The organism is Mycobacterium kubicae (assembly GCF_015689175.1).
GTDB lineage: Bacteria > Actinomycetota > Actinomycetes > Mycobacteriales > Mycobacteriaceae > Mycobacterium > Mycobacterium kubicae.
The window spans coordinates 1,640,006-1,663,391 of sequence record NZ_CP065047.1 but is presented as its reverse complement, the minus strand read 5'-3'; the positions used below and the strand labels follow the sequence as shown (position 1 = coordinate 1,663,391).

Genomic DNA, 23,386 nt, shown 5'->3' with positions numbered 1-23,386 from the left:
GTTACCGTACTCGGTGTAACGAGGTTACTCAACGAGGAGGACCGATGCCCGGCCCAGTTGCAGGCGAGGTCGCTGACACCGAGGTCTATTACGACCCGTACGACGTCAACATCACCGCAGACCCTTACCCCACCTTCGCTCGCCTGCGCGACGAGGCCCCGCTGTATTACAACGAGCGCTATAACTTCTGGGCGATCTCCCGTCATGCGGACGTCGAGAAGGCGCTCTCGGACTGGGAGACCTTCTCCAACACCCGAAGTGACATTCTCGAACTGGTCCAGTCGAAATTCGACATGCCGCCCGGCGTCATGATGTTCGAGGATCCGCCGACACACACGATGCTGCGTGGGGTGATGTCGCGAGTCTTCACGCCGCGACGAATGGCGGCGATCGAGGACCAGATCCGCGCTTACTGCGTCAGGTGCCTTGATCCCTTGGTGGGCACCGACGGTTTCGACATCATCGCCGAACTCGCCTCGATGATGCCCATGCGCGTGATCGGCATGCTGCTGGGCATTCCCGAGGCCGACCAGATCGGTGTGCGCGACGCCAACGACGCGAACCTGCGCACCAAGCCGGGCACACCGATGAAGGTGGCCGACCCCGACGCGATCGCCGACGGCCGGATCTATGCCGAATACGTGGACTGGCGGGCCAAGAACCCCTCCGACGACCTGATGACCGCACTGCTCAACGTCGAGTTCGAAGACGAGAACGGTGTGACGAGAAAGCTGACGCGCAAAGAGGTTCTGCACTACACGCAGGTGGTCGCCGGCGCCGGCAACGAGACCACGGGCAGGCTGATCGGCTGGCTCGCCAAGGTGCTCGCCGAACATCCGCACCAGCGTCGCGAGGTCGCGCAGGACCGCTCACTGCTGACTCGCGCGGTCGACGAGACGCTGCGCTTCGAACCGACCGGGCCACATGTCGCGCGTTACACCATCCGCGACTTCGAGGCCTATGGCACCACCGTGCCCGCCGGCAGCGCGATACTGCTGCTGTTCGGCGCCGCCAACCGGGACCCGTTGCGGTACAACGATCCTGACACCTTCAACCTGCACCGTGACAACATCTCCCACCTCACGTTCGGCAAGGGCGTGCACTATTGCCTGGGCGCGAACCTGGCCCGACTGGAGGGCAGGGTCGCACTCGACGAATTGCTCAACCGGTGGCCGGACTGGGACGTCGACTACGACAGCCTGAAACTGGCGCCGACTTCAACTGTGCGCGGCTGGGAGCGGCTGCGCATCGTGGTCTAGCCCAGCGGGAATTAATCGCCCGTCGCGGCGGTAGAACATCGCATGAAACTCAACGACGCCGCACGCGACTTCATCGGCAAGGGTGTCGACGCCACCCTGGTCACGCTCAATCCCGACGGGAGCCCTCAGGTCAGCCTGGTCTGGGTGGCGCTGCAGTCGACTCCGGACGGGGACGAACTGGTCACCGCACACCTGGCCGAGCACAAGAAGGTCCGCAACGTGCGCAACGACCCCCGAGTCGCCGTCACCATCGTGTCGACGGACGACCCGGGCCCGGAGATGCGGCCCTACCTCGCCGTCTACGGAACCGCGCGGATCGTCGAGGGTGGCGCCCCGGAGCTGTTGAAGGAGCTTGCCCAGACGCTGTCGGACCCGACCGTGTTTCCTCCGGACAACGCGCCGCCCGGATTCCTCACCCGCATCCGCATCGAGAAGGTCGGCGGCATCGGGCCCTGGACGTAACCGGTCAATCCGCGGGCGCCTCGATGCGCGGTGCCCGGCGCACGGCACCCCATAGGCCGACACCGATGCCGAGCGCCGCGCCGCCCAAGCCGATGAGCCGCTGCGCGGGCTTCAATTGCTCATGCACGCTGATCCCGCCGAGTAGGTCAGCGGCGTCGGCGCCACCGGAGGCGAGGAACCAGCCGCGAGTGTTTCTGCCCCGCACCGCGGCGGCCGCGAGCAACCCGCCGATCAGCGCGTCGCGATAACCCATAGAGCGCAAAAGTAGTTGCGCCGTTGCCGTTCGGTCGTCAGGGTCCCCCCACAACTTGTTGGCCCGCAGCGGGTCGACGAGGAACGAGATGCCCGAGGCCAGTCGGATGCTGCCCGCAATCAGCCCGGCGCGATCAATCGACATGAAACCGCAGCCTAGTCTTCCCCTACCACCTGCAGAAGGAGTTACGGGATGACGTGGCAGATCGTGATGCTGACCCTGTGCTTGATCGTCGCCGGAAGCGCGGCCTTGGCGTGGGCTTTCACCGACAATGACAAGACACGTCGCCGCGGCAAGACGGTGACCATCGCCGCGCTGGCGCTAGCGGTGCTGTCCTTCCTGTTCGGTTGCTTCACCATCGTCGGGACACGCCAGATTGCCATTGTCACCACCTTCGGCCGGCCCACCGGAGTGAGCCTCAATAACGGCTTCCATGGCAAGTGGCCCTGGCAGATGACGCACCAGATGGACGGGGCGGTGCAAATCGACAAGTACGTCAAAGACGGCAATAACGACCAGCGCATCCTTGTTCGACTCGGCAATCAGTCCACCGCCATGGCCGACGTCAGCATCCGCTGGCAGCTCAAACAACCCGCCGCGCCGGAACTGTTCCAGCAGTACAAGACTTTTGACAATGTGCGGGTCAACCTGATCGAACGCAACCTGTCGGTCGCACTCAACGAGGTGTTCGCCGCCTTCAACCCGCTGGACCCGCAGAACCTCGACGTCTCACCGTTGCCCAACCTCGCCAAGCGCGCAGCCGACATCATGCGCAAGGACGTGGGCGGGCAAGTCGACATCTTCGACGTCAACGTACCGACCATCCAGTACGACCAAGGCACCGAGGACAAGATCAACCAGCTCAACCAGCAGCGGGCCCAAACCTCGATCGCGGTCGAGGCGCAGCGCACCGCCGAGGCGCAGGCGAAGGCCAACGAAATCCTGTCCCGCTCGATCAGCAACGACCCCAATGTCGTTGTGCAGAACTGCATTACGGCCGCGATCAACAAAGGCATCAGCCCGCTGGGGTGTTGGCCCGGCAGTTCGGCGCTACCCACCATTCCGATACCCGGGCGGTAGAGGTCGCGCCGGATGCAGATCCCGTTCGCCGGCGCGGTCCGCCGCCGGCTAGGCCGCCGGAATGCGCGGCTCGAAATCATGGAAGAGGTTGAAGACGAAGGCGGTTCCCTCGACCCCGACGACCTGCCGCCAGCCGAGCCGGCGCTGCTGCTGCAGCAGATGGAAAGCCGGTTGATCCGTGACCATCTGGCCCTTCCAGACGTGCTGAGTGCAGAGCAACTGCGCCGACTGCGCTACATCCTGAATTTCGCGCGACTCGGCGACTTCGAGCCGGGAGCCGCCGGTCCAAGCGGCAGCCGCGGGCGCGGCGACGTGTCGGTGGCCGCCGAAATCGCGCCCTGGCGATCCAGGGTGACCGACGCTTTGTACCGGCCGCTACGCGAGGAGCCCGATCCGCTCGAGGCGTTGACGGCGGCACGTGATGCGCTGGTCACCCTGGCGCCGGAACAGGAGGATCAACGCCGGGTGCTCATCGAGCGCCACGGCAGCGACTTTTCGACCGCGGAGCTGGACGCCGAAGTCGGATACAAGAAGCTCGTCGCAATCCTCGGCGGGGGCGGAGGCGCCGGATTCGTCTACATCGGCGGCATGCAGCGGCTGTTGGAAGCCGGCCACCTGCCCGACTACATGATGGGCTCGTCGTTCGGTTCGATCCTGGGCAGCTTGGTGTCTCGCGCGTTACCGGTGCCGATCGAGGAGTACGTCGCCTGGGCGAAGACGGTGTCGTATCGAGCGATTCTCGGACCGGAGCGGTTGCGACGCCGCCACGGCATGGCCGGGCTGTTCTCGTTGCGGTTCAACCAGTTCGCCGCGGCGCTGTTCAGCCGCGAGGACGGGGAACAGATGCGGATGTCGGACTTGGCCGTTCCGTTCGATGTCGTCATCGCCGGTGTCCGACGGCAGCCGTATGCGGCCCTGCCGTCCCGGTTCCGCCGCCCCGAGCTGGCGGCGCTGCAGCTGCGCTCGCTGCCGCTCATCCCGATCGGCATCGGCCCGCGAGTCGGGGCACGCATGTGGCAGGTCTCCGCCTTCATCGACCTGCGCGTGGTCAAGCCGATCATCGTCGGCGCCGACGACCGGGCGCGCGACTTCAACGTCGTCGACGCCGCGTCGTTCTCGTCGGCGATACCTGGTGTGCTGCACCACGAGACCAACGATGCGCGCATGATCCCGATCCTGGATGACCTGTGTGCCGAGAAAGAGGTGGCGGCGCTCGTCGACGGCGGCGCGGCCAGCAACGTTCCCGTCGAGCTGGCGTGGAAGCGGGTCCGCGAAGGAAAGCTCGGTACCCGCAATGCCTGTTATCTGGCCTTCGATTGTTTTCACCCGCAATGGGATTCGCGACATATGTGGCTGGCACCGATCCTGCAGGCCATTCAGTTGCAAATGGGACGCAACCTGCCCTACGCCGACCACCTGGTCCGGTTCGCCCCAACCTTGTCACCGATCAACTTGGCACCATCGGCCGCGGCCATCGACCGAGCGTGCCGTTGGGGACACGACAGCGTCGATGCCGCCATCCCGGTGACGTCGGCGCTGTTGCAACCGACGTGGTGGGAAGGTGACGGTCCGCCGACCGACGAGCCGCGGCCGCTGGCCAAGTCGGTGGCGGCCTCGATGAGTTCGGTGCTGGCCGCGATCCAGGCGCCCACCGGTCGCTTACGGCAGTGGCGCAACCGCCGGTTGACCTGAGACCGCTCCCAAAGCGGTGCATGTCGCACTCGGTGACTACGATGACCGTCATGGCCGAGCGGGTCCCGCCCTCCGACGAAACGGCCGCCGTCAACGCTGGCGAGACCGTTGCTGTGCCTAATGCGACACCCACCGACGCCGTCGAACTCGCCTGGTCCAGCGGCGACGGATTCGCTGTCTCCGAGGAGCCGGCTGACGACCCGAAAGAGCCTGCGCCGGCAACCGTTTACCAGTCCTGGGGCACGACGGTACGCAACGCCGTCTTGTTGCTGGTGGTCGGACTCGGCGTAGCCGGGTTGATCTTCTTGGGCCGTTGGCTGCTCACGTCGTCGGAATCCCCGACGGCTGATAAGCCTGCCACGGCCACGCAGGCGCCCACGACGCCGGCGACGACGGCACCCCCGACCGCTGACCCCGCGTCGATTCTGTCCACGGCCGACCAGGACAACACTTACGTCCAGGCCCTCAACGACCGCGGCATCGCGTTCGCGAACCCCGACGCGGCGGTTTACAACGGCAAGATGGTCTGCGAGAACATCCGGCTCGGGATGACGGTGCCGCAGGTCGTCTCGGCGTTCCAATCCAGCAGTCCACAGTTCGCCAGCAACGCTAATGCCTATGTCGGTATCTCAGTTCGCACCTACTGTCCGCAGTACAAGAACCAGGTCGCCGGCTTCTGACTGAATAGGGCCCAGATCACTCGGTGTTTGCCTGACGTCGAGCGTTTTGGTCGGCCGTTACCGGGGTATGCGGCGGCGAGCGGCGCACAGCCCATAGCCCGCGTCCTTAACTCCACTACATACAGGAGGTGTATCCGCGTGGCCGACATGATTGTGGAAACACCCGACCAAGTTGTCGACTTTCTGAAAGCTCAGCACGACCTCATCGAGGACATGTTCGACGAGGTGCTGCACGCTTCGGATCCCCAAGCACGCGAGAAGCCGTTCACCGAATTGCGCCAACTGCTTGCCGTTCACGAAACGGCCGAGGAGATGGTGGTGCACCCGCGGCTGCGCCGCGAGCACGACGAGGGTGAATCGATCGCCGACGCCCTGCTGCAAGAGGAGCACGACGCCAAAGAGCAGCTGTCGAAACTGGAAGACCTCGACATCACCTCACAGCAATTCGTCGACGAGTTCACCAAGTTCCGCGACGCCGTGCTGGCCCACGCCGAACACGAGGAAACCGAGGAGTTCCCGAAGCTGCAGCAGGAACTCACCGAAGATGACCTCAAGCGGATGGGTACCGCAGTGAAGGCCGCCGAAGCCATCGCGCCGACCCGACCGCACCCCGGCGTGGAATCGGCGAAGCTCAACTTCGCGGTCGGGCCGTTCGCTTCCATGCTCGACCGTGCCCGTGACCTGATTCAGTCAGCCCTCAGCTAGGAGGATCGATGAGCAGCCCGGAACCCGGCCAAGCCGACGAGCAGCAGGCTGTCGACTCGGCCACCGAGCAAGCCGCCGACGACAGCACAGTTTCGCCCCCCGCTTATCCCGCTTACGGCACCCCACCACCGGACGGGCTGCCCTCGGCCGATGGCTGAGGGCGGTCCCCGAATCGGGGCCCGGTTGGTTGGTTTCAGCGGCTTTGTAGCCTGGGAGAAGTGAGCGTCGCACCGGACATGACCATCAGCCTGCAAGACCGCTTCGCGCGCGAGTTGCCGGAGATGGCTGTCCGCTGGCAAGCCGAGGTGCCGCCGGAGGCCCGTCTGCTGGTCCTGAACGAGCCGCTGGCGGCGGACCTCGGCCTCGACGCCGGCTGGCTGCGCAGCCCCGAGGGCGTGCAATTCCTGGCCGGCAACTTGGTTCCCAGCGGCGCGGCTCCCGTGGCGCAGGCCTATAGCGGCCATCAATTCGGCGGCTTCGTGCCGCGCCTGGGCGACGGCCGCGCCCTGCTCCTGGGTGAACTGGTCGATACCCGTGGACGGGTCCGCGACATCCATCTCAAGGGTTCCGGGCGTACGCCTTTTGCCCGCGGCGGCGATGGTCTGGCGGTCGTCGGACCGATGATGCGCGAATACATCATCAGTGAGGCGATGCACGCGCTCGGCGTTCCGACGACGCGCTCGTTGGCCGTAGTGGGCACCGGACGTCCAGTCGAACGGGAAGCGCGGCAGTTGCCCGGCGCGGTGCTGGTCCGGGTGGCGAGCAGTCACCTGCGGGTCGGAAGCTTCCAATATGCCGCGGCCACAGGCGATGTCGGGCTGTTGCAGCGCCTCGCCGATCATGCCATCGCGCGCCACCACCCCAGCGCCGCCGAGGCTGCCAATCCCTATGTGGCGCTGTTCAAAGGGGTGGTGGACGTCCAGGCGTCTTTGGTGGCCCAGTGGATGCTGATCGGTTTCGTCCACGGGGTGATGAACACCGACAACATGACCATCTCGGGTGAAACGATCGACTACGGGCCGTGCGCGTTCATGGAGGCGTACAGCCCAGACACGGTGTTCAGTTCAATCGACTTCTGGGGCCGCTACGCCTACGGCAACCAGCCCACCATCGCGGCGTGGAACTTGTCGCGCTTCGCCGAAACGCTTCTCCCTCTGTTCTCCGACGATGTCGATCAGGCAGTTGCCCTGGCGCAGGAGGCGTTCGGCGAATTCCGTCAATACCAGGGCACCTGGTCTTCCGGGATGCGGGCCAAGTTGGGTCTGCGGACCGACGCCGACGCCGGCGTTGTCGGGCCCCTGATCGAGGAACTGCTGGCCCTGCTTGCGCAGAGCCATGTCGACTACACCTCGTTCTTCCGACAGCTCAGCCGCGCTGCCCGCGGCGAAACCGAGCCTGTCCGCGGGCTATTCATCGACCTGGCCGGATTCGACGCCTGGCTGTCGCGGTGGCGCGCGCTGGGGCCAGACGCCGAATCGATGGACCGGGTGAACCCGATCTACATTCCGCGCAACCATCTGGTCGAGGAAGCGCTGACCGCGGCGACGGCAGGCGAGTTGGAGCCGCTAGGACGGCTTCTCGAAGCGGTGACCGACCCCTATACGGCAAGGCCAGGGCTTGATCGCTACGCCAGCCCGGCTCCGGAAGACTTCGGGAACTACCGCACCTTCTGCGGCACCTAGCGCCCTGCCGTCGTCGCGCTGCCTGTCAGGAAGACTGCAACTTGGCAAGCAACTCATGGCAGCGGTGAGCACGCTCGGAGTCTTGTGCCATGACTTCCTCGAAGAACGAAGCGACGTCGTCCAGTTGGGCGGTCTTGGCGTCACGAACGTACTGACCGTAGTCGTGGCCCGCCTTCAGCGAGTGGTACTGCAATGAGATCAAGTCGAATTCGACGTCTTTGAACCCAGTTTCCCCCGTAGCCATCATTTCCTCCTTGGATATCGATGTGCTGACCAGTCAGGCCTACCCGTGCCCGGGTCACCTAAACAGGTCACTGACATTTAGGAGTGCAGATCCAGCGCGGCGCCGATCAGGGCGAGGTGGCTGAGCCCCTGCGGGAGATTGCCGAGGAACGAGTTGTCTTCGGTATCAATCATTTCGGCGAGCACACCGACGTCGTTGGCCTGCTCGACCAGCTGTGCCATCAGGTCGCGCGCCTCGGCGTCGCGGCCGACATGATGAAGCGCTGACACCGCCCAGAACGAGCAGGCGATAAACGCCCCCTCTTGCTCTTCGCGCGCCCCACTGAACCGGTACATCAGGGGTCCCCTGCCCAGGTGGTGGCGCAACGCGTCGATGGTCGCCGACATCCGTGCGCCGCGGTCATAGCCGCTCCCGGCGTGCAGCAGGATGGATGCGTCCAGCTTTCCGCTGCCCGGATACCATTCGTAGCTGTTCAACTCGTCGGACCAACATTCCCGCTCCACCCAATCGCGAATGCGCTCAGCCTCCCTGGCCCAACGATCCGGATCACCGGGAATCTGCCCCAATTCGGCCAGACCGACCGCGCAGCGCAATGCGTGCCAGCACCCGAGCTTTGAGCTGGTGTAGTGCTCGAGCTGCGTCAGCTCCCACATGCCGGCGTCCGGGGTGCGCCAGGCGTCACAGGCTTGATCGGCGAAGTCGGCCAGCAGGTGGCCGGTGTCGGTGTCCAGCGCGTGACCGCCTTCGACATACAAGCGCACAGTGTTGAACAGATCGGCGTAGATGCTCAGCTGCAGCTGGCTGTGCGCTCGGTTGCCGGTCACCACCGGACCAATGGCACGCCAACCTGGCGCTTCGTGCGTCACGACCGGGTCGACCGGCTCGCCGTCCAACCGGTAGAACACCCCGGTACCGGCGCGATGGCGGCGCACCGTGCGCAGCAGCCAGCTGATGGCCGCATGCGTCTCTTCCCGAATCCCCAAGCGCCGCAACACGTCTAGGGTGTAGGCCGTGTCGCGTACCCAGGCGTAGCGATAGTCCCAATTCTTTCCTCCACTCAGCCGTTCCGGCAACGAGGTCGTCGCGGCCGCGGCCACGGCTCCGGTGGGACTGAAGATCAGCATTCTGAGGAATAGGACACTGCGGTGGACGGCGGCGTGCCATGTTCCGCTGCAGTCAAATTGGGACGACCAGGTCGACCATCGCTCAACGGTACGGTCCAGGCCGCGGTCGATGTCGTCCACCGACGACAACATCAGCGGTTCGGCGTCCGTGGCCACCACACCGATCACCCGGCGTGACCCGGCGTCGATCGTGAACGAGCCGAACACGGCCTGATCGGTGACTTCGATGTCCATCTCGTCGGAGGTACACACGCCCAGGTTCAGATTCTTGACGCGCAGCACCGTGCCGTGCGGTGTGCGCCGCGCCCACGGTGAGGCGGTGTTGAAGCAGGTGCCGGGCGCTACCCGCCAGCGCATCGGCACCTCACCGTCGATGCCTTCGATGCGGCGCACCAATTCTGTCCACGGCAGTCGTCCGTCGATTCCGACATTGAGCGCGTCACTGACCCGCGCGCGGCCCGACTCGGTGACAAAGGTGGTTTCCAAGACGTTGGTCGCCGGCAGGTAGCGGCGGTGCGACGAAAACGGCACTGCGGGCACCAATTCGAGCCGGCCGCCGTTGCCCGAGTCCAGCATCGCGGCGAACACCGGCAGGGAGTTCAGATCAGGTATGGGGAACCAGTCGATGGCACCGTCTTCGGCGACCAACGCGATCGTACGACCGTCACCGATCGGCGCGTAGCTGCGTAGCGGCACGAACCCGTCTGTGCGACACGGCGTCTGACTGGGTTGCGAGGTGATTGGGTCAAGCTCGGGTGCCGGCACGCCACCGCGTGCCCGCGATTGGCTGTCCATAAACGTCAGGCGGTCGAGTGCCGGCGCCGACGAAAGGGCAACACGTGCGCAATCGCGACGACCAATGCGCCCACCAGGAGACCGACGACTGCAGAAGCCGCGGTGTTGAGCATCCAGGCCAGTACCGGACCGATGGATTCGACGGCATGGTGGGCATGTTCCTCGCCGTGATGCACCAGGCGGTACGGCGCGTGCCAACCGAGCTCGTCGATGCCGACCAGCAGAATGTGGCCGCCCACCCAGAGCATGGCCGCCGTTCCGACCGCGGAGAGCACCGACAGCAGCTTGGGCATTCCGGCAACCAGCCCGCGTCCGACTGTCTGCCCGAGTCGAGATCCCGACTTGGTGAGCCGCAACCCCACGTCGTCCATCTTGACGATCGCGCCCACCACTCCGTAAACGGCGAAGGTGATGACCAACGCGACGATGATCAGAATGATGAGCCGCGGCAGGAACGCCTGGTCGGCCACCTCGTTGAGAGCGATCACCATGATTTCGGCGGACAGGATGAAGTCCGTGCGGATTGCCGCGGACACCATGTGGCCCTCGGTCACCGGCGCCTGGCCCTCGTCGTCATGGCCGCGGATGGCCTCCCACAGCTTCTCGGCGCCTTCGTAACAGAGGTAGATGGCCCCGAGCATCAGGATCGGAGTCAGCAGCCGCGGCGCGAACTGGCTGAGCAGCATTGCGCCGGGAAGGATGAAAAGCAGCTTGTTGCGTAGCGATCCGACGCCGATGCGCTTGATGATGGGCAGCTCGCGCTCCGCGCTGATGCCGTCGACGTATTGCGGCGTCACCGCGGTGTCGTCGATCACCACACCCGCAGCTTTGGCGGTGGCGCGGCCTGCTGCGGGGCCGACGCCGCTGACGGAGGCCGCGGTTGCCCGCGCCAAGGTCGCGACATCGTCCAGCAGTCCGAACAGACCCGCACTCATCGCCGCTCCGCCATCCCGATCGAGGTTACCGTCCGCCTCATCAGCCCGGTCGACTCCCGATTTCCAGACCCGCCAGTTGCGAGGTGCCATCGAAAATGGTCCGTCCCCATTCTCGGACCGTGCAGCGCAGGCTTCCCGCCAAGTACTCGTAGTCGGTGTCGACGTTACGGCGCTCGGCCGGAAGGGGCACCGGCAGCACGTGCGGCCCGACGGCGTCGCCGCGTCCGTCCAGCGTTACGTGATAGCGCGGGGTGCGGGCGTCGATGCGCCAAGACCGGTCACCGAGTGTGCAGGACACCAGGGCCGGCGGTGTGATGCGCAGCACCCGACTGCCCAGTCGCACAACGACTCCGGTGACCTCGCGGCGCAGCGGGCCCAGTTCCAGCAGGCCACCGGAGAACGCCACGCAGACGTCTGACTCGCCGAAGTCGTGGGCTTGCCCCCACCACCACCGCAGCGGAAAGCCCGCTCCCCAGTTGCGTTCGCAGTACAACGTCGCATCGGTGAAGTCCCATCGCTGGTCGCCGCAGGTCACCGTGCCCGACGCGGTGCCGCCCAGTCGATAGGGGTGCCAGTACTGGTTGAGGAAAGGCACCGACGAGAACACTCCGCCCCCGCCGAACGCTTTGGGCCACCGGCATTCCTGGGTGAGTTTGATATCGACCTCTGTGTCGCCCAGGACCATCCTGAGTCGTTCACCGTCGGCGTCGACGAGGTCCGGTCCCGCCTCGGCCTTCACCGAGAAGCGAGCGCGATCGGCGCTCACCTGGTTGATGGCGGCCGAACGCACGACACCGCCCGGGTGTAGCGCAATGGCGGCGGTCGACCAGTCGCCGTCAGGGTGGCGATTGGCACTGCACAGCGCGACGACCACCCGTTGGTTGGCAGGGTCGGAGAGCCGCCAGAACCAGCCCTCCATTTCGGTGCCGTGCGACGGCAGCGGATCGCCGAACGGCAGGTCAGCCCCGCTGCGCCGATATAGGGAGACAAGCCGCTGACCGGTGTGCGCAACAGAGCCGATCACGTTCACAGCAATCCTGGTACCCCGGTGCGCTCGGGCTCAACCGGGCGCCGGGGCCGTCCAGTGCACCACCTTGACCGAGGTCATCTCGTCGAGCAGCTCGGGACCGAAGCCGAAACCGCTGCCGCTGTCTTTACGCGGCTCGGAAGCGCCGCCGGGAGCACCGCCGAAGACCTCGTTGATCTTGACCGTCCCCGCGGGAAGGGCGCGCCACGCCGTCTGCGCGTGGCCCATGTCGGGCGTGAGGACGGTTGCGGCCAGCCCGTACCGGTCGTGCGCGGCCTCGGCCAGCGCCGTCGGGAAATCGGCAACCACCCGCACCGGCGCTATGGGACCGAACGTCTCTTCGTTGAACACCAACATGTTCGGATCGCAATCGGTGAGCACGGTAGGTGGATAGAAGGAGCCGGCGCCTTGACCGGGCTCGCCGCCGGTCAGCACGGTCGCACCCTTCTCCACCGCGTCGGCGACATGTCGGTGTACGAGTTCGCGATGAGCTTCGTCGACCAGCGGACCGATGCGATCGGCCCACACGCCGGCTTGTTCGACCAGTGCCTCGATGAACTGGCTCGCGATGGTCTCGACTACGTAGATGCGTTCTACCGAAACACAGATCTGCCCGGAGTTGGCGAACGCACCGGTGGCGGCTTGCTCGGCGGCCCAGCGGGGGTCGACTCCGGCGTCGACGATCAAGGCGTCGTTGCCGCCGTTCTCCAGGATGGCCTTGGCGCCGCGCGCCGCGCACGTTTTGGCGATTTCCCGACCGGTGGCCGTGCTGCCGACGTGGGCGACGACAGCGACGTCGTCGGCCGCGGCCAGATAGGCGCCGACAGTGCCGTCGCCGTCGAGGATCTCGAGGACACCGTCCGGCAGGTGCGCGGCGATCAACTCCGCGAAGCGCCTGCCGGTTGCCGGGCACCGTTCGCTGGGCTTGTGCACGACGGTGTTACCGGTGACCAACGCGGCACCGAGCAATCCCGCGGCGACGGCGACGGGATCATTCCACGGCGTCAACACCGCGACGACGCCGCGCGGTTCGGCGATCATCAAATCCGTTGCGTCCCAGTTTCCTTGCAAACTGCGGCCGCGGTGCAGCGGGCCCAGTTCGGCGTACTGCCGCAGGGTGTCGACGCCGGCCTGCACGCCGCCCAGGGCATCGTCGACCGGCTTGCCCGTTTCGCGTTCGATGAGCTCGGCGAGCTCCTTGGCAACGGCTTCCACGGACGCGGCGGCCTCCTTGACCCGCGCGGCCCGCTCTCCTGGCGAGACACGCACCCAGTCGATGGCGGCTCCGCTGGCGCGCTCCACGGCACGTCGGCACTGTTCTTCGCTGGCGACCGGCACTCGGGATACCGGCTCACCGGTGCGCGGGTCAAGGACAGTTATCTCGGTGGTCTCAGGCACGTGTATGTCTTCACCCAAATTCTCGGTGGTTAAACCGAGGCCTGAGGCTTTTCGTCTCATCAGTCACAGCGGCCACTAGATCCGATGATGTGGGATTCTGCCCACCTCACAGCGACAACGAGCGCTGTCCTGGCCCTGCTCCGCAGGATGTACTCGAACAGAACCGCAATAAGGACCGGAAGTCGGCCAACCCACTCGAGCATCGTCGCTGAGTGCGGCGGCTACGTTTCACCTCGGCACGCTCGGCTGAAGAGATGAGGTAGTCGACTACCCTACCGCCCCCATCTGTTGCTCAATACGTTGTGGTTGTCGCTAAACAGTCGAGCGCATGACGTTCGGTGCCGTCTGAACCGCGTCATAAATGTTCTGAGGTAAAAGCCAGCGAAATAGGCCTTTTCAGGACGAAGACAGCTAGCCGAGCCCAATAGATCCCCAGGAAGAAATACGAGGTGACATGGCCAACACCCTGACCGGCGATTTCGACGGCGTTGTCCAGATCAGCGACAGCACCATCAATCGACTGTGTGCGACGCTGCACCAGAACTCATTCATCGACAACACCGTCCCCAGCATTGCCCACGACTGTGTCCTGCGGATCGGCAATGCCCGGAGCGGGAGCGGTGACCGCGGCTCAGTCAGTGTCCAAATTGGCTGTCCGCGAGTATTTTTCGACGATGGTGCAACAGACCACTTGTGGGTCGAGATGGCGGTCCGCGCTCGTTACCGCAAGGATCCATTCGCTGCCACCTTGGTCGATGTGGTGCACGGCACGGTCAGGGCGAAGTATCGCGTCGCTCCGGTCAGTCCAGACTGTCCGGGCTGGAAAACGATTGCCAAGGAGTACCTTTGGTTGACACCCGACAGGAGCAGCGTTTCTTTCGACGGCACCACCTACATCGAGAATGGACCGCTCGGCACTGTCGGGAACGCCGCCGTCGACGCGATGAACGCCAAAGTGACCAAGCACATAACGCGCTTGCTTGCCGGCGAGCTACGACCACAGCCACAGCGGATCGCTGCCCAATTTCGTCGCTGGCGAACCCTGTCTGAAGGAAGGAACCTGGGGCTGTCGTGTGTCGCATTCCCGGTCGACTTGAATGGGGCTCTTCCGCAGGGAGACCTCGCCAGCATCTCCACCCAATTTCTGCAGGAACACGACTTCGCCTGCGCAGTGAACGAAGCCACCATCATGGCCGGTATCGATGATGGACTGCAGCACTCGGGGCTTATCGGTTATCAGCAGGACACCCGGATTTCAGGGGACGCTGGCATCGGCGGCGGACTCACCATTGACTACCACGCACGCATTGACACCCTCACCAGCGAGTGGCTTGCCCCTTCTTCGGGTGTCGGCTTCGTAAGAATCGACGCGCAGGGCCGTGGCTGGGCTTCACATCTGCACCGAAGCGGCATCTACAACATCGGCTCTATGCACATAAACGACCTCAACATGACATTCTCGGCTAGCCAGACGGTTATGTTGACTTTCGACCCAGTCTCGCAACGGTTTTCGGCAAGCACCAGCGGCCCACCAGCGGTGACCGTCAATTACACTGGGCCGTACGCCGGCAAAATGCGAAACGCGGTGCGCAAGGCGCTGTCTCAGCAGATCACAGCGAAGCTCAGCCCCGCGCTAAGCGACCTGGCTAGCGGGCTCGATGTCATCACCTCTCCCACGGTCCGTCAGCAACTCGCCGGCCAATTGCAAGCACTAGACCCGAACGCCTACGTCAGTGTTGATGCGGGGACCTTTGAAGCGGACGGCTTCGTGTTACGAGGTGAAGTGCAACTCACGCCACGACGCCCACCCGAAGTGATATTCGAGAAGAACCCGACCAGTGACGGTTTCACGGCTTTCGACTCATGGATCCCCGGAGGGCGCATCGACAGCTATATCTGGACGTGGCGGTCGCTGCCCGGATCCCATCTCGCCGGCGCCGGCCCCTCGGGATCAGCAACCCACAAGCGCACCTTCGACCTGCGACGACCCGTCGAGGACTTCACTGGGTTCGGTCGTCCGATATTGGGAGAACGAAGCCTGCCAGGGCTCGATGGCCCGGGCCAAGTGTGCTTGCAGGTGCGGGGTCGTCACGTCGACCACATCACCGGCGCCCTGACCCCTGTCTCCAGCCTTGTGTACTGCGACGCGTTCGGCTTTGGCGGCATAGCCCCATTCGGCTCAGGCACAGGACCCTATCTGCGAGTCAAGTGGGGGTTGGACGGCGACGAACGCCGAGCCTCTACTGAGGCGCTTATCCGACAGATACCCGACGAACGAGGGACGCATAACACCCTGGCGATCGCCCCCGGCGAGTCGCGGTCCAGTGCAGAAGTAATGGCCGTCGTCGAGGAAGGTTTGGCCCACAGTCAGCGGACCGATGCCAGCCTAGTCGTACTGATGATAGTCACTGAAAACGCACCACCTCCGGATTTGCAGGAGTCGATCGCTGGCTCGTCAGCGCTCACCTTCGTCATCGACGACGCATTGGGTAGCTGGTCGGACTGCCTACGGCTCACCAGCGGCACAGCAGAACCACAGTGGCGACTGCTAAATCCAAACGGGCAGTTGACGTGGGCACACACCGGACCCATTGATGCTGCCGACTTCACCCGAGAACTCGACGACCGGCTTGTCCGATCAGGACGGCCGTCGTTTGCCCGGATCGATAAGCCGCTACGCACCGGTGGCTACATGAACGTCAGCCTTCCAGCGCGCAACTGCCCTCCGACCCCCGTGCAGCGCAGGGGAACCGGTTCGCGGGTAGCGTTCCTCACCATCGACCACGCACGCGAAGAATTTCTTCGCAGGCTGATCGAGCACTCAGGGCAAGAACCGTTGACCGCGATCGTCGTATGCGGCGCCACAGCGCAGAGTACCCGCATGTTCTCCCAGTCGCCCCTCTTCGACGACATCCCCATGGTGGCAGACCCATTGGGACACATCTCCAGTCGCGCGGGCGCCTATATCACCCCGTCCGTCTACACGTTGAACGATCAAGGCTGCCTCGCTGAAGTCCACATCGGGTATCCGGCCGACCTGGCCGATCTGCAAAACGACCGGACGCGATAGGAGACAGCAACTCATGTCCCTCTACATCTTCGCTGATGAACTGTTCAATGTCTCTCCGGCGGAACAGAATCTGCTGGTAGCAGTCGTTGCGAGCGCCGTAAACTGCGATCCCAACCTTGATTGGGAACACGAGAGGTTGGACGGTTCAGAGTACCTTCGCGCCCTCTATGCGTCGTCGAACCTCAACAACCAAACGCTGTTCGCGGAATCTCGCAATTTGATCTACTCCCTGGTCAATTCGGCGAACAGAATCGAGATACGAGGTACCAACTCGACCTTTCAGAGTCCGGGCATGCCAGCACCTATAACGAATTACGGTGGCCTCTATGTCGGCGTCGACGGCCCGAACTACGACATTCGGGTCGATACAAGTGACTGGGACGGAGCCGGCTACGTGTTCCCGAACCCCTCCCTAACCGGGACTGTTTGCAGCTTCGTAGATACCCGCGTTTACAACGCCCTGGTCATGGCACAACTCAGGCAAGTCAATTACTACGATGCGGCCGCTGAATTCACGCGCCTCTTGTACGAGAATCGCTATCGAAATACTGTTGGCGTTGCCACGCGCGCCTTGATCTCCGGGTACGCCGTCCAGGGCTTGCCGACTGACGGCGGAATTGACTGGCCGGCGTGTACGAAACCACTGTTCAAAGAGAAGAAGGTTGCCGACCAGCAATATTCGCCACCCAAGTGGTGAATAAACTCAGTTAGCGCCGTTCAGCGCAAGAACCAGTTTGCCGGTGTTCTCTCCACGGAATAACGCCAACAGCACCTCGGGGAAGTCGCCGACGCTGCCGTGGATCACCTGCTCGCGCGACCGCAGCTCGCCACTGCGCAACCAATCTGCAAGCTGCGCAACGGCTTCGGCGTACCGGTCGGCGTAGTCGAAGACCACGAACCCGGTCATCGACGCACGTGCCACCAGCAACTGCATGTAGTTCGCCGGTCCGCGCAGCTCCCCGTCGGCGTTGTACTGCGAGATGGCACCGCAGATGACAATGCGTGCGCCCCGGGCCAGCCGTGCCAGCGCAGCCTCCAACGTCGCTCCCCCGACGTTGTCGAAAAAGACGTCAATACCGTTGGGCGCGTGTACCTTCAGCTGCCCTCGCAGGTCACCGGCTTTGTAGTCGATCGCCGCGTCGAACCCGAGCTCTTCGACCAGCCAGCGGCATTTGTCCTGGCCCCCGGCGATGCCGATCGCCCGACAACCGTTGATACGCGCTATCTGACCGGCGATGCTGCCCACGGAGCCGGCAGCCCCGGAGACGACGACGGTCTGACCCGGCTGGGGGCGGCCCACATCGAGCAGCCCGAAATACGCGGTGATTCCGCTGATGCCCAGCGCACCCAGATGCACCGGAGCGGGCGCCACCGTGGTGTCCACCCGAGTCACGTCTTTGCCGTCGGACACCGCGTAGCGCTGCACCCCGAAGGTGCCGAACAGCTCGTCACCTACCGCGAAGTCCCGATGCCGTGACTCGATGACCCGCCCGATGCCGCCGGCGCGCATCACCTCGCCCAGCCCGACCGGTGGCACGTACGAGCGGCCCGCGTTCATCCACGTCCGCATCGCCGGATCGACCGAAAGGTATTCGACCTTGACCAAGAACTCGCCGTCCGCGGGAACTCCCGCAGGCTCGTCGACAACCTCGAAATCTGTGGGCTTCGGCAGGCCGGTTGGCCGGGCGGCCAATCGACAGGCGGTATTGGTCAATGTCATGAGTTTCTCCCTCAGTTCAACGCTCGCAGGACATTCCGTCCCGCGGGATCTTGCGCGGTGGCCGGCACCACCGCCACGCAATCCGCGCCTGCTTGCCGGTAGGCGCGTAACCGGGCCTCGATCCGGTCTGCGCTGCCCAGCGCGCAGACACGATCGAGCAGGTCGACAGGTATGGCCGCCGCCAACTCCCGCCGGGTTGCACCGGTTCTGGCTGAGTGCACCAATTCGGCAAAACCCAAGGCGCTGAACATCTCGCCGTAACCGGGCGGACCGAGATACACCGCCAGCTGCGCGGCCAATTGTGCGTGCGCGACGTCACCTGGATCAAGCGCAGCAGGTACCCACACCGTCAAGCGCGGTGGGTCGCGGTCGGCCGCCGCTGCAATGGAGTCGATGCCGGCACGAACGTCGGCGACGCGCTCGGGTGTCGCCAGGTTGAGCACCACCTCGTCGGCGTGCTGGGCAGCTAGACGAATCATCTGAGGCCTGAACGCGCCTAGAGCGATTCGAGTCTCGGGGCGCTTGTCACGCAGCCGGAAACCGCGGCTGCTGACGTGCTGGCCGACGTAGTCAACGCGTGCGCCGGTGAACATCGAACGCAGACACTCGATGGTTTCGCGCATGACTGAGACATGGTTGGCCCACTCGCGGTCATGCCAACCCATGACGATCACCGGACTCGACGCTCCCAGCGCGAGGTCCACACGGCTACCGGTGAGTGAGGCGACCGTATTGAGCCCCAGGGCCAACCCAGCCGGCGTTCGCACGCCGACGGGCAAAGGCCCGATCTTCAAGTCGATCCCGGGTGCGCGCAGGCCGATGGCGGTGGCCAATGCGAACGCATCGTAGGTCGCCATCTCGCCAACCCATACCGCGCCGACGCCCGCTTCGGCTGCCGCCAACGCCACATCCATGGCTTCGCGATCCGGGCGGTCGAGCCAGAAAGGCAGAGCGACTTCGTATTCGGTCACAGCATCGAGGCGTCGGCGGGTTGGCCAAGCAGGAGGCGGCCGGGCAGCTCGCGGGATGCTTCGTTGACCTGGAAGTGGGCGGTCGCCGTGAACGCATCGCGGAACCGTCGTTGCAGCGGCGCGCCGTCGTAGATCGCGCTGCCACCGGCCAAGTCGTACATGGTGCGAACCACGTCGGCCGACGTGCGTACCGCATGGGTGGCGGCCAGGCGTAACCGGTTCCTCAGGTCCACCCGAACGGGCTGGACGTCGTGGCTCGCTTGCCAAGCCAAGTCGATCGCTTCGTAGTACAGCGCGCGAGCGCCGCCCAGCGCGGCCTCTGCGGTCGCCACCGCCGCTTGCGTTGCCGGCCGTTCGGCCAAGCTGCGGGTGGAGCCCAATCCTCGCTTCCCGCTAGCCAATTCGGTCAGGTCGTCTATTGCGGCCCGGGCATTGCCCAGCGCGGCTGCACCGATGCACAACGCGAAGAAGCCGAACACCGGGAACCGGTACAGCGGCCGGTCCAGCACCGGTCCGTCGAACACCGAGAACACCCGCTCGGTAGGAACGAAAACCTCGTCGGCAACCGTGTCGTGGCTGCCGGTACCACGAAGGCCCAACGTGTGCCAGGTGTCCAGGACTTCGAGATCCGATTTGGGTAACGCGACGACGGACGGCACGCGGCCGTCGTCGATGAAGCAACCGGCGAACATCATGTCGGCGTGGGTGATTCCGCTGCAGAAAGACCACCGCCCGGACACCACGACACCGCCGGCAACGGACTTGGCCTTGCCGCGCGGAGCCCACACTCCTGCGGCGACACCGCGCCCACCACCGAACATCTCGTCGCGGGTAGCCGCTGGCAGGTATGCGACCAGCAGGGCGCTGGTGATCGCGATGGAGACACACCATCCGGCCGAGGTGTCGCCGCGCGCAACCGCTTCGGCACATCGCAGGGCCGGTCCGGGCGCCAACTCCAGTGCGTCGACCTCCCTTGGCATGGTGGCGCGCAGCAGTCCGGCCTGATTGAGCTGGGCGAGCAACTCCTGCGGAAGCCCGCGGTCGCGGTCGATCTGAGGCGAAAATTGTTGCGCGGCAGCGCCGATCTGCGCAGCGAGGGTTTCGACGTCCTCGGTGGCGAGGTGCGGGTTACTCATCAACACTCCTGAGCAAGCGGTGGTTCAAAAAACTTACCACGACTGGTTCAAGGAGTGAACCGGTACAGTTGGTGAACTATGAGCGCGCCCGATCTCGGTCACCGGTTCGAAGCCGAGTCGGTGGGGCGAGCCCTCGAGCTGGTCGGTGAGCGCTGGACGCTCCTCATCCTGCGTGAGGCGTTCTTTGGCGTGCAGCGCTTCGGCCAGCTCGCGCGAAACCTCGCGATTCCGCGCCCCACGCTGTCCTCTCGGCTTCGGATGCTCGTCGACCGCGGGCTGCTGGAACGAGTGCCCTACTCGTCGGACCCCGAGCGCCACGAGTACCGGCTCACCGATGCCGGGCGCGCTCTTTTCGGAGCCATCGTCATTCTCATGCGCTGGGGGGACGAGCACCTGCCGCATCCGGAGGGGCCGCCGATAGTGTTGCGGCATAATTCATGTGGCGAACTTGCGGATGCCCGTGTGACGTGCGCCCATTGCGGCGACGAGATAACTGCGCGCAATGTGACGCCCGAAGCGGGACCGGGCTTTCGTTCCGCTGCGCAGTAGCATCCGCCGCGGTGAGCCGAGCTCAGTCCTGGGTTTCTACAACGAGCACTTCGGTTTTCGCGCGCCGCTTGACGGCGCGAGGAACCGAACCAATGACCCGGCCGACCAACGAGTTGTTACCGACATCGCCTACCACCAGCAGGTCGGCGTCGACCTCCTCAGCCAGTTCCACCAGCGCCTCCACGGGGGCACCTGCAATGGCCCGTTCCTCCACATCGGTGGCGCCGGCGTCGCGTGCCCTGGCGGCGGCTTCACGCAGCATGTCGTACACCGGCGCATTGCCCTGAGTTCGGTATTCCTCGTTGCGCAATTGATCGGGATCGGTGCCGCCGCCGTGGTCTGAGTCCTGGAACGCCGATGCGATGAAGAGTTTCGCGCCGGACTCGGCAGCGATCGACGCCGCGCGGTCAACCGCGCGAAACGACGTGTCAGAGCCGTCCGTACCGACCACCACGACTTTGTAGTTGCCCATCCATTCCTCCCGAACTTCCGAAGTCGGCTACCCGATGCAGCACATTCCGCAGCTAATCATCGCCGGTCGACTGGCTAAGCAGAATGACTTGTTTGAGATTGGACTGGTGCAAACTTCGGCGCAAGTCCGATGGCTCAACAAGGTATGACGTACCCCGGATCAGTTGTGAAATCTAACCACTTACCGTAGGCGTTGCCGCCAGCAGCGCGAACCCTTGCGCAAACTGCACTTTGGGTAGTCCCACCTGGTATGAACACGGCGTAGATCGGGTTGCCTTCGTCGGTAGTGGGGCGCAGTGATGGACAGGTCTGATCGGTGCGGAGATAGTACGAACCCGGGTGCGCATCTAGTAGTCGTTGTACGCCAACGGCATACAGCCCAGGAGTCGTGACTGACCCCAACACCACGATTCCTTGGCCATTGCAGTTGGGCTTGGCGATTGGCGTAGTCAGCCCCAGATCTCCCGCACCCCGGTCTGATCGTGAAGATGTTGTAGAAGGAGGGGCGGCACTCACATTCGGCGGCGCACCTGGCTGAGTGACGGTGAGTGGGGGCGGAGTGAAAGTTATAGTCTCCGGTGGCCGTGGCGCATACACCTCCGTCGATAGTGGAGCCTGTTGGGGCGCCGAGGCAGGCGGCGACGGGGGCTGGGCCAGGCGCGTGGCGATAAACGCCACAATTCCTACTGCTAGCAATGCAGCCACACAGCCTGCAATCAGCAGTCCCTGGCGATGAGTTGCGCTAGGCGGAGGCGTCTGGACAGGAGTTGCGAGCTGCGTGGTATCAGCCGATTTGTCCAGCTCGGCAAAGCTTTGCGCAAGAGCATCCGCAAATTCGCGGCAGGAACGAAAGCGGCGGAACGGTTCTTTTGCCATGGCTTTTGAGAGGACGTCATCGAATAAGCCAAGTTCGGGCCGTAAACGCGCTAACCGTGGGGGCTTAGACGACAAGTGGTTCCCGATCACGACGGCCGGATTCGAATTTGGGAAAGGAAGTACCCCAGTCAGTAATTGGTACGCAGTACAGGCAAGGGCATATTGGTCGGCACGGCCATCCAATTTCTTACCCGTAAGCTGCTCAGGCGCCGCATAAGCGACAGATCCGACTGTCATGTTCGTTGCTGTTAGGCCACTAATATCATCGGTGGCTCGTGCGATCCCGAAATCGGTCAGCATAATTCGACGGCTATCGCTCCGCGGATTTGCGATCAGAATATTCGCGGGCTTCACGTCTCGGTGGAATAATCCCTGTTTGTGCGCATAGTCAAGGGCGTCAGCGACTGCGGCCACGATCTCCAGCACATCTTCGGGTGGCATCCCGCTCGGGTAGCGTCGCCGCAACAACTGAGCAGCGTCGGTGCCTTCCACGTAGTCCATCGCGATCCAAAGCTGACCTTCGTATTCACCGCGGTCATGAATGGCGACCACGTGAGGATGCCAGAGGGAAGCGGCGATGTCTGCTTCCCGTGCGAACCGTTGGCGGTACTCCGGGTCGGCGCTCACACTGCCGGGAAGAATCTTCAAAGCTTCTCGGCGGGGCAACCGTGGGTGCTGAACCAGGTAGACCTCGCCCATCCCCCCAGTGCCCAACAGGCGCAAGATCGTGTAGCCAGCAAACACTGCACCATCGACAATGGGCATGCTTGAACTCTACCGACCCATTCGACCGAGAACCGGTGAACCGGGTGAACGATGCGGTCAATCTCAGAGGGATGTGCTGTAGTTTCAGAACGCTAGTTCCGAATAACGTGTCGCGGTGTCTTAATTGGCCTCGTAGCAGAGAGATGCAGAAGACGTCCTTTTAAGGACAACGACATCCGTATCGTGAGCACATGCGCGATTCTCGGCCCGATCCCCCAAGACGAGGCACGGATCATATCAATCGCCGGCGGCTGCTTTACCTTGCTGGCAGCGTCGGCTTCGCCGTCACCGCTAGCGTCTGCTCGCGCAGCACGCTGAACCGCAGTCCGGGGAATGGGGCTGGCACGCGCCCGCCTTCGGATTTACAACTTCCCACGACCACACCAATCGACTCTGCGTCAACGACGATGCCACAATCCGGACTGGTGACCTCGCCGCGACTGGCCAGCCCGAACGCTGTGGGTGTCATGTTCTGCCGAGACGCCTGGGGAG

22 protein-coding genes are annotated in these 23,386 nt (G+C 64.2%); 11 read left to right on the top strand and 11 right to left on the bottom strand.

Annotated elements, in window-relative coordinates; genetic code table 11:
• Positions 1-44: 44 nt before the first annotated feature.
• Both I2456_RS07885 and I2456_RS07880 read left to right on the top strand, forming a co-directional pair.
• Entirely contained in the window at positions 45-1,259 is a 1,215-nt protein-coding gene (locus I2456_RS07885; RefSeq protein WP_085074080.1) for a cytochrome P450, read from the top strand.
• A 42-nt stretch (positions 1,260-1,301) separates the two neighbouring features.
• Positions 1,302-1,721 carry a PPOX class F420-dependent oxidoreductase gene (locus I2456_RS07880; RefSeq protein ID WP_085074081.1) on the top strand — a complete coding sequence of 140 codons (420 nt, stop codon included), beginning with the start codon at positions 1,302-1,304 and terminating at the stop codon, positions 1,719-1,721.
• 4 nt (positions 1,722-1,725) lie between these two features.
• Here the strand turns inward: I2456_RS07880 and I2456_RS07875 are convergent, their stop codons facing one another.
• Positions 1,726-2,118, bottom strand: coding sequence for a DUF4267 domain-containing protein (locus I2456_RS07875; RefSeq protein WP_085074082.1), 393 nt, complete (start codon positions 2,116-2,118; stop codon positions 1,726-1,728).
• A 48-nt stretch (positions 2,119-2,166) separates the two neighbouring features.
• On the opposite strand from I2456_RS07875, the gene I2456_RS07870 reads away from it, so the two are divergent.
• The 6 genes from I2456_RS07870 (at position 2,167) to I2456_RS07845 (ending at position 7,813) form a co-directional block, all read left to right on the top strand.
• Entirely contained in the window at positions 2,167-3,054 is an 888-nt protein-coding gene (locus tag I2456_RS07870) for an Rv3090 family protease (RefSeq protein WP_085074083.1), read from the top strand.
• A 12-nt stretch (positions 3,055-3,066) separates the two neighbouring features.
• Positions 3,067-4,746 (top strand): patatin-like phospholipase family protein, encoded by a 1,680-nt coding sequence (locus I2456_RS07865; protein WP_085074084.1) that lies wholly within the window; start codon positions 3,067-3,069, stop codon positions 4,744-4,746.
• A 50-nt stretch (positions 4,747-4,796) separates the two neighbouring features.
• Positions 4,797-5,426 (top strand): DUF732 domain-containing protein, encoded by a 630-nt coding sequence (locus I2456_RS07860; RefSeq protein ID WP_241007895.1) that lies wholly within the window; start codon positions 4,797-4,799, stop codon positions 5,424-5,426.
• Positions 5,427-5,564: 138 nt separating this feature from the next.
• Complete coding sequence (locus I2456_RS07855; protein WP_068033300.1) at positions 5,565-6,131, top strand: hemerythrin domain-containing protein; 567 nt, start codon at positions 5,565-5,567, stop codon at positions 6,129-6,131.
• Positions 6,132-6,139: 8 nt separating this feature from the next.
• Positions 6,140-6,289, top strand: coding sequence for a hypothetical protein (locus I2456_RS07850; protein WP_163703811.1), 150 nt, complete (start codon positions 6,140-6,142; stop codon positions 6,287-6,289).
• A 78-nt stretch (positions 6,290-6,367) separates the two neighbouring features.
• Positions 6,368-7,813: a protein adenylyltransferase SelO gene (locus I2456_RS07845; protein ID WP_174814204.1), complete on the top strand. Its 1,446-nt coding sequence runs from the start codon at positions 6,368-6,370 to the stop codon at positions 7,811-7,813.
• A 25-nt stretch (positions 7,814-7,838) separates the two neighbouring features.
• Here I2456_RS07845 and I2456_RS07840 read toward each other — a convergent pair whose 3' ends face one another.
• From I2456_RS07840 to I2456_RS07820, 5 genes are all read right to left on the bottom strand, one after another.
• A complete protein-coding gene (locus tag I2456_RS07840) occupies positions 7,839-8,057 on the bottom strand; it encodes an acyl carrier protein (protein WP_068164131.1) in 219 nt (72 codons plus the stop codon).
• A 77-nt stretch (positions 8,058-8,134) separates the two neighbouring features.
• On the bottom strand, positions 8,135-9,877 hold the full coding sequence (locus I2456_RS07835) for a glycoside hydrolase family 15 protein (RefSeq protein ID WP_241007894.1): 1,743 nt from the start codon (positions 9,875-9,877) through the stop codon (positions 8,135-8,137).
• A 104-nt stretch (positions 9,878-9,981) separates the two neighbouring features.
• Positions 9,982-10,911 (bottom strand): DUF808 domain-containing protein, encoded by a 930-nt coding sequence (locus tag I2456_RS07830; RefSeq protein ID WP_085074087.1) that lies wholly within the window; start codon positions 10,909-10,911, stop codon positions 9,982-9,984.
• Between the two features lie 40 nt (positions 10,912-10,951).
• Positions 10,952-11,941, bottom strand: coding sequence for a tocopherol cyclase family protein (locus I2456_RS07825; RefSeq protein ID WP_241007893.1), 990 nt, complete (start codon positions 11,939-11,941; stop codon positions 10,952-10,954).
• A 30-nt stretch (positions 11,942-11,971) separates the two neighbouring features.
• A complete protein-coding gene (locus tag I2456_RS07820) occupies positions 11,972-13,336 on the bottom strand; it encodes an aldehyde dehydrogenase family protein (protein ID WP_241007892.1) in 1,365 nt (454 codons plus the stop codon).
• 454 nt (positions 13,337-13,790) lie between these two features.
• On the opposite strand from I2456_RS07820, the gene I2456_RS07815 reads away from it, so the two are divergent.
• On the top strand, positions 13,791-16,406 hold the full coding sequence (locus I2456_RS07815) for a hypothetical protein (RefSeq protein ID WP_085074088.1): 2,616 nt from the start codon (positions 13,791-13,793) through the stop codon (positions 16,404-16,406).
• A 13-nt stretch (positions 16,407-16,419) separates the two neighbouring features.
• The gene (locus tag I2456_RS07810; protein ID WP_085074089.1) at positions 16,420-17,103 is read left to right on the top strand and encodes a hypothetical protein; all 684 of its coding nucleotides are present in this window, start codon (positions 16,420-16,422) and stop codon (positions 17,101-17,103) included.
• Between the two features lie 6 nt (positions 17,104-17,109).
• On the opposite strand, the gene I2456_RS07805 is transcribed toward I2456_RS07810, so the two are convergent.
• The 3 genes from I2456_RS07805 to I2456_RS07795 are packed head-to-tail and all read right to left on the bottom strand — an operon-like array spanning position 17,110 to position 20,233.
• Positions 17,110-18,126 (bottom strand): NADP-dependent oxidoreductase, encoded by a 1,017-nt coding sequence (locus I2456_RS07805; protein ID WP_085074090.1) that lies wholly within the window; start codon positions 18,124-18,126, stop codon positions 17,110-17,112.
• An 11-nt stretch (positions 18,127-18,137) separates the two neighbouring features.
• Positions 18,138-19,097, bottom strand: a complete 960-nt coding sequence (locus tag I2456_RS07800; RefSeq protein WP_085074091.1) for an LLM class F420-dependent oxidoreductase — start codon at positions 19,095-19,097, stop codon at positions 18,138-18,140.
• Positions 19,094-20,233, bottom strand: a complete 1,140-nt coding sequence (locus tag I2456_RS07795) for an acyl-CoA dehydrogenase family protein (protein ID WP_085074092.1) — start codon at positions 20,231-20,233, stop codon at positions 19,094-19,096. The genes I2456_RS07800 and I2456_RS07795 overlap by 4 nt, the downstream gene beginning before the upstream one ends.
• 78 nt (positions 20,234-20,311) lie before the next feature.
• On the opposite strand from I2456_RS07795, the gene I2456_RS07790 reads away from it, so the two are divergent.
• Complete coding sequence (locus I2456_RS07790; RefSeq protein ID WP_085074093.1) at positions 20,312-20,782, top strand: winged helix-turn-helix transcriptional regulator; 471 nt, start codon at positions 20,312-20,314, stop codon at positions 20,780-20,782.
• Between the two features lie 22 nt (positions 20,783-20,804).
• On the opposite strand, the gene I2456_RS07785 is transcribed toward I2456_RS07790, so the two are convergent.
• Both I2456_RS07785 and I2456_RS28870 read right to left on the bottom strand, forming a co-directional pair.
• Complete coding sequence (locus I2456_RS07785) at positions 20,805-21,254, bottom strand: universal stress protein (protein ID WP_068033293.1); 450 nt, start codon at positions 21,252-21,254, stop codon at positions 20,805-20,807.
• Between the two features lie 134 nt (positions 21,255-21,388).
• Positions 21,389-22,894, bottom strand: a complete 1,506-nt coding sequence (locus I2456_RS28870) for a serine/threonine-protein kinase (RefSeq protein WP_082965950.1) — start codon at positions 22,892-22,894, stop codon at positions 21,389-21,391.
• Positions 22,895-23,386: the final 492 nt, after the last annotated feature.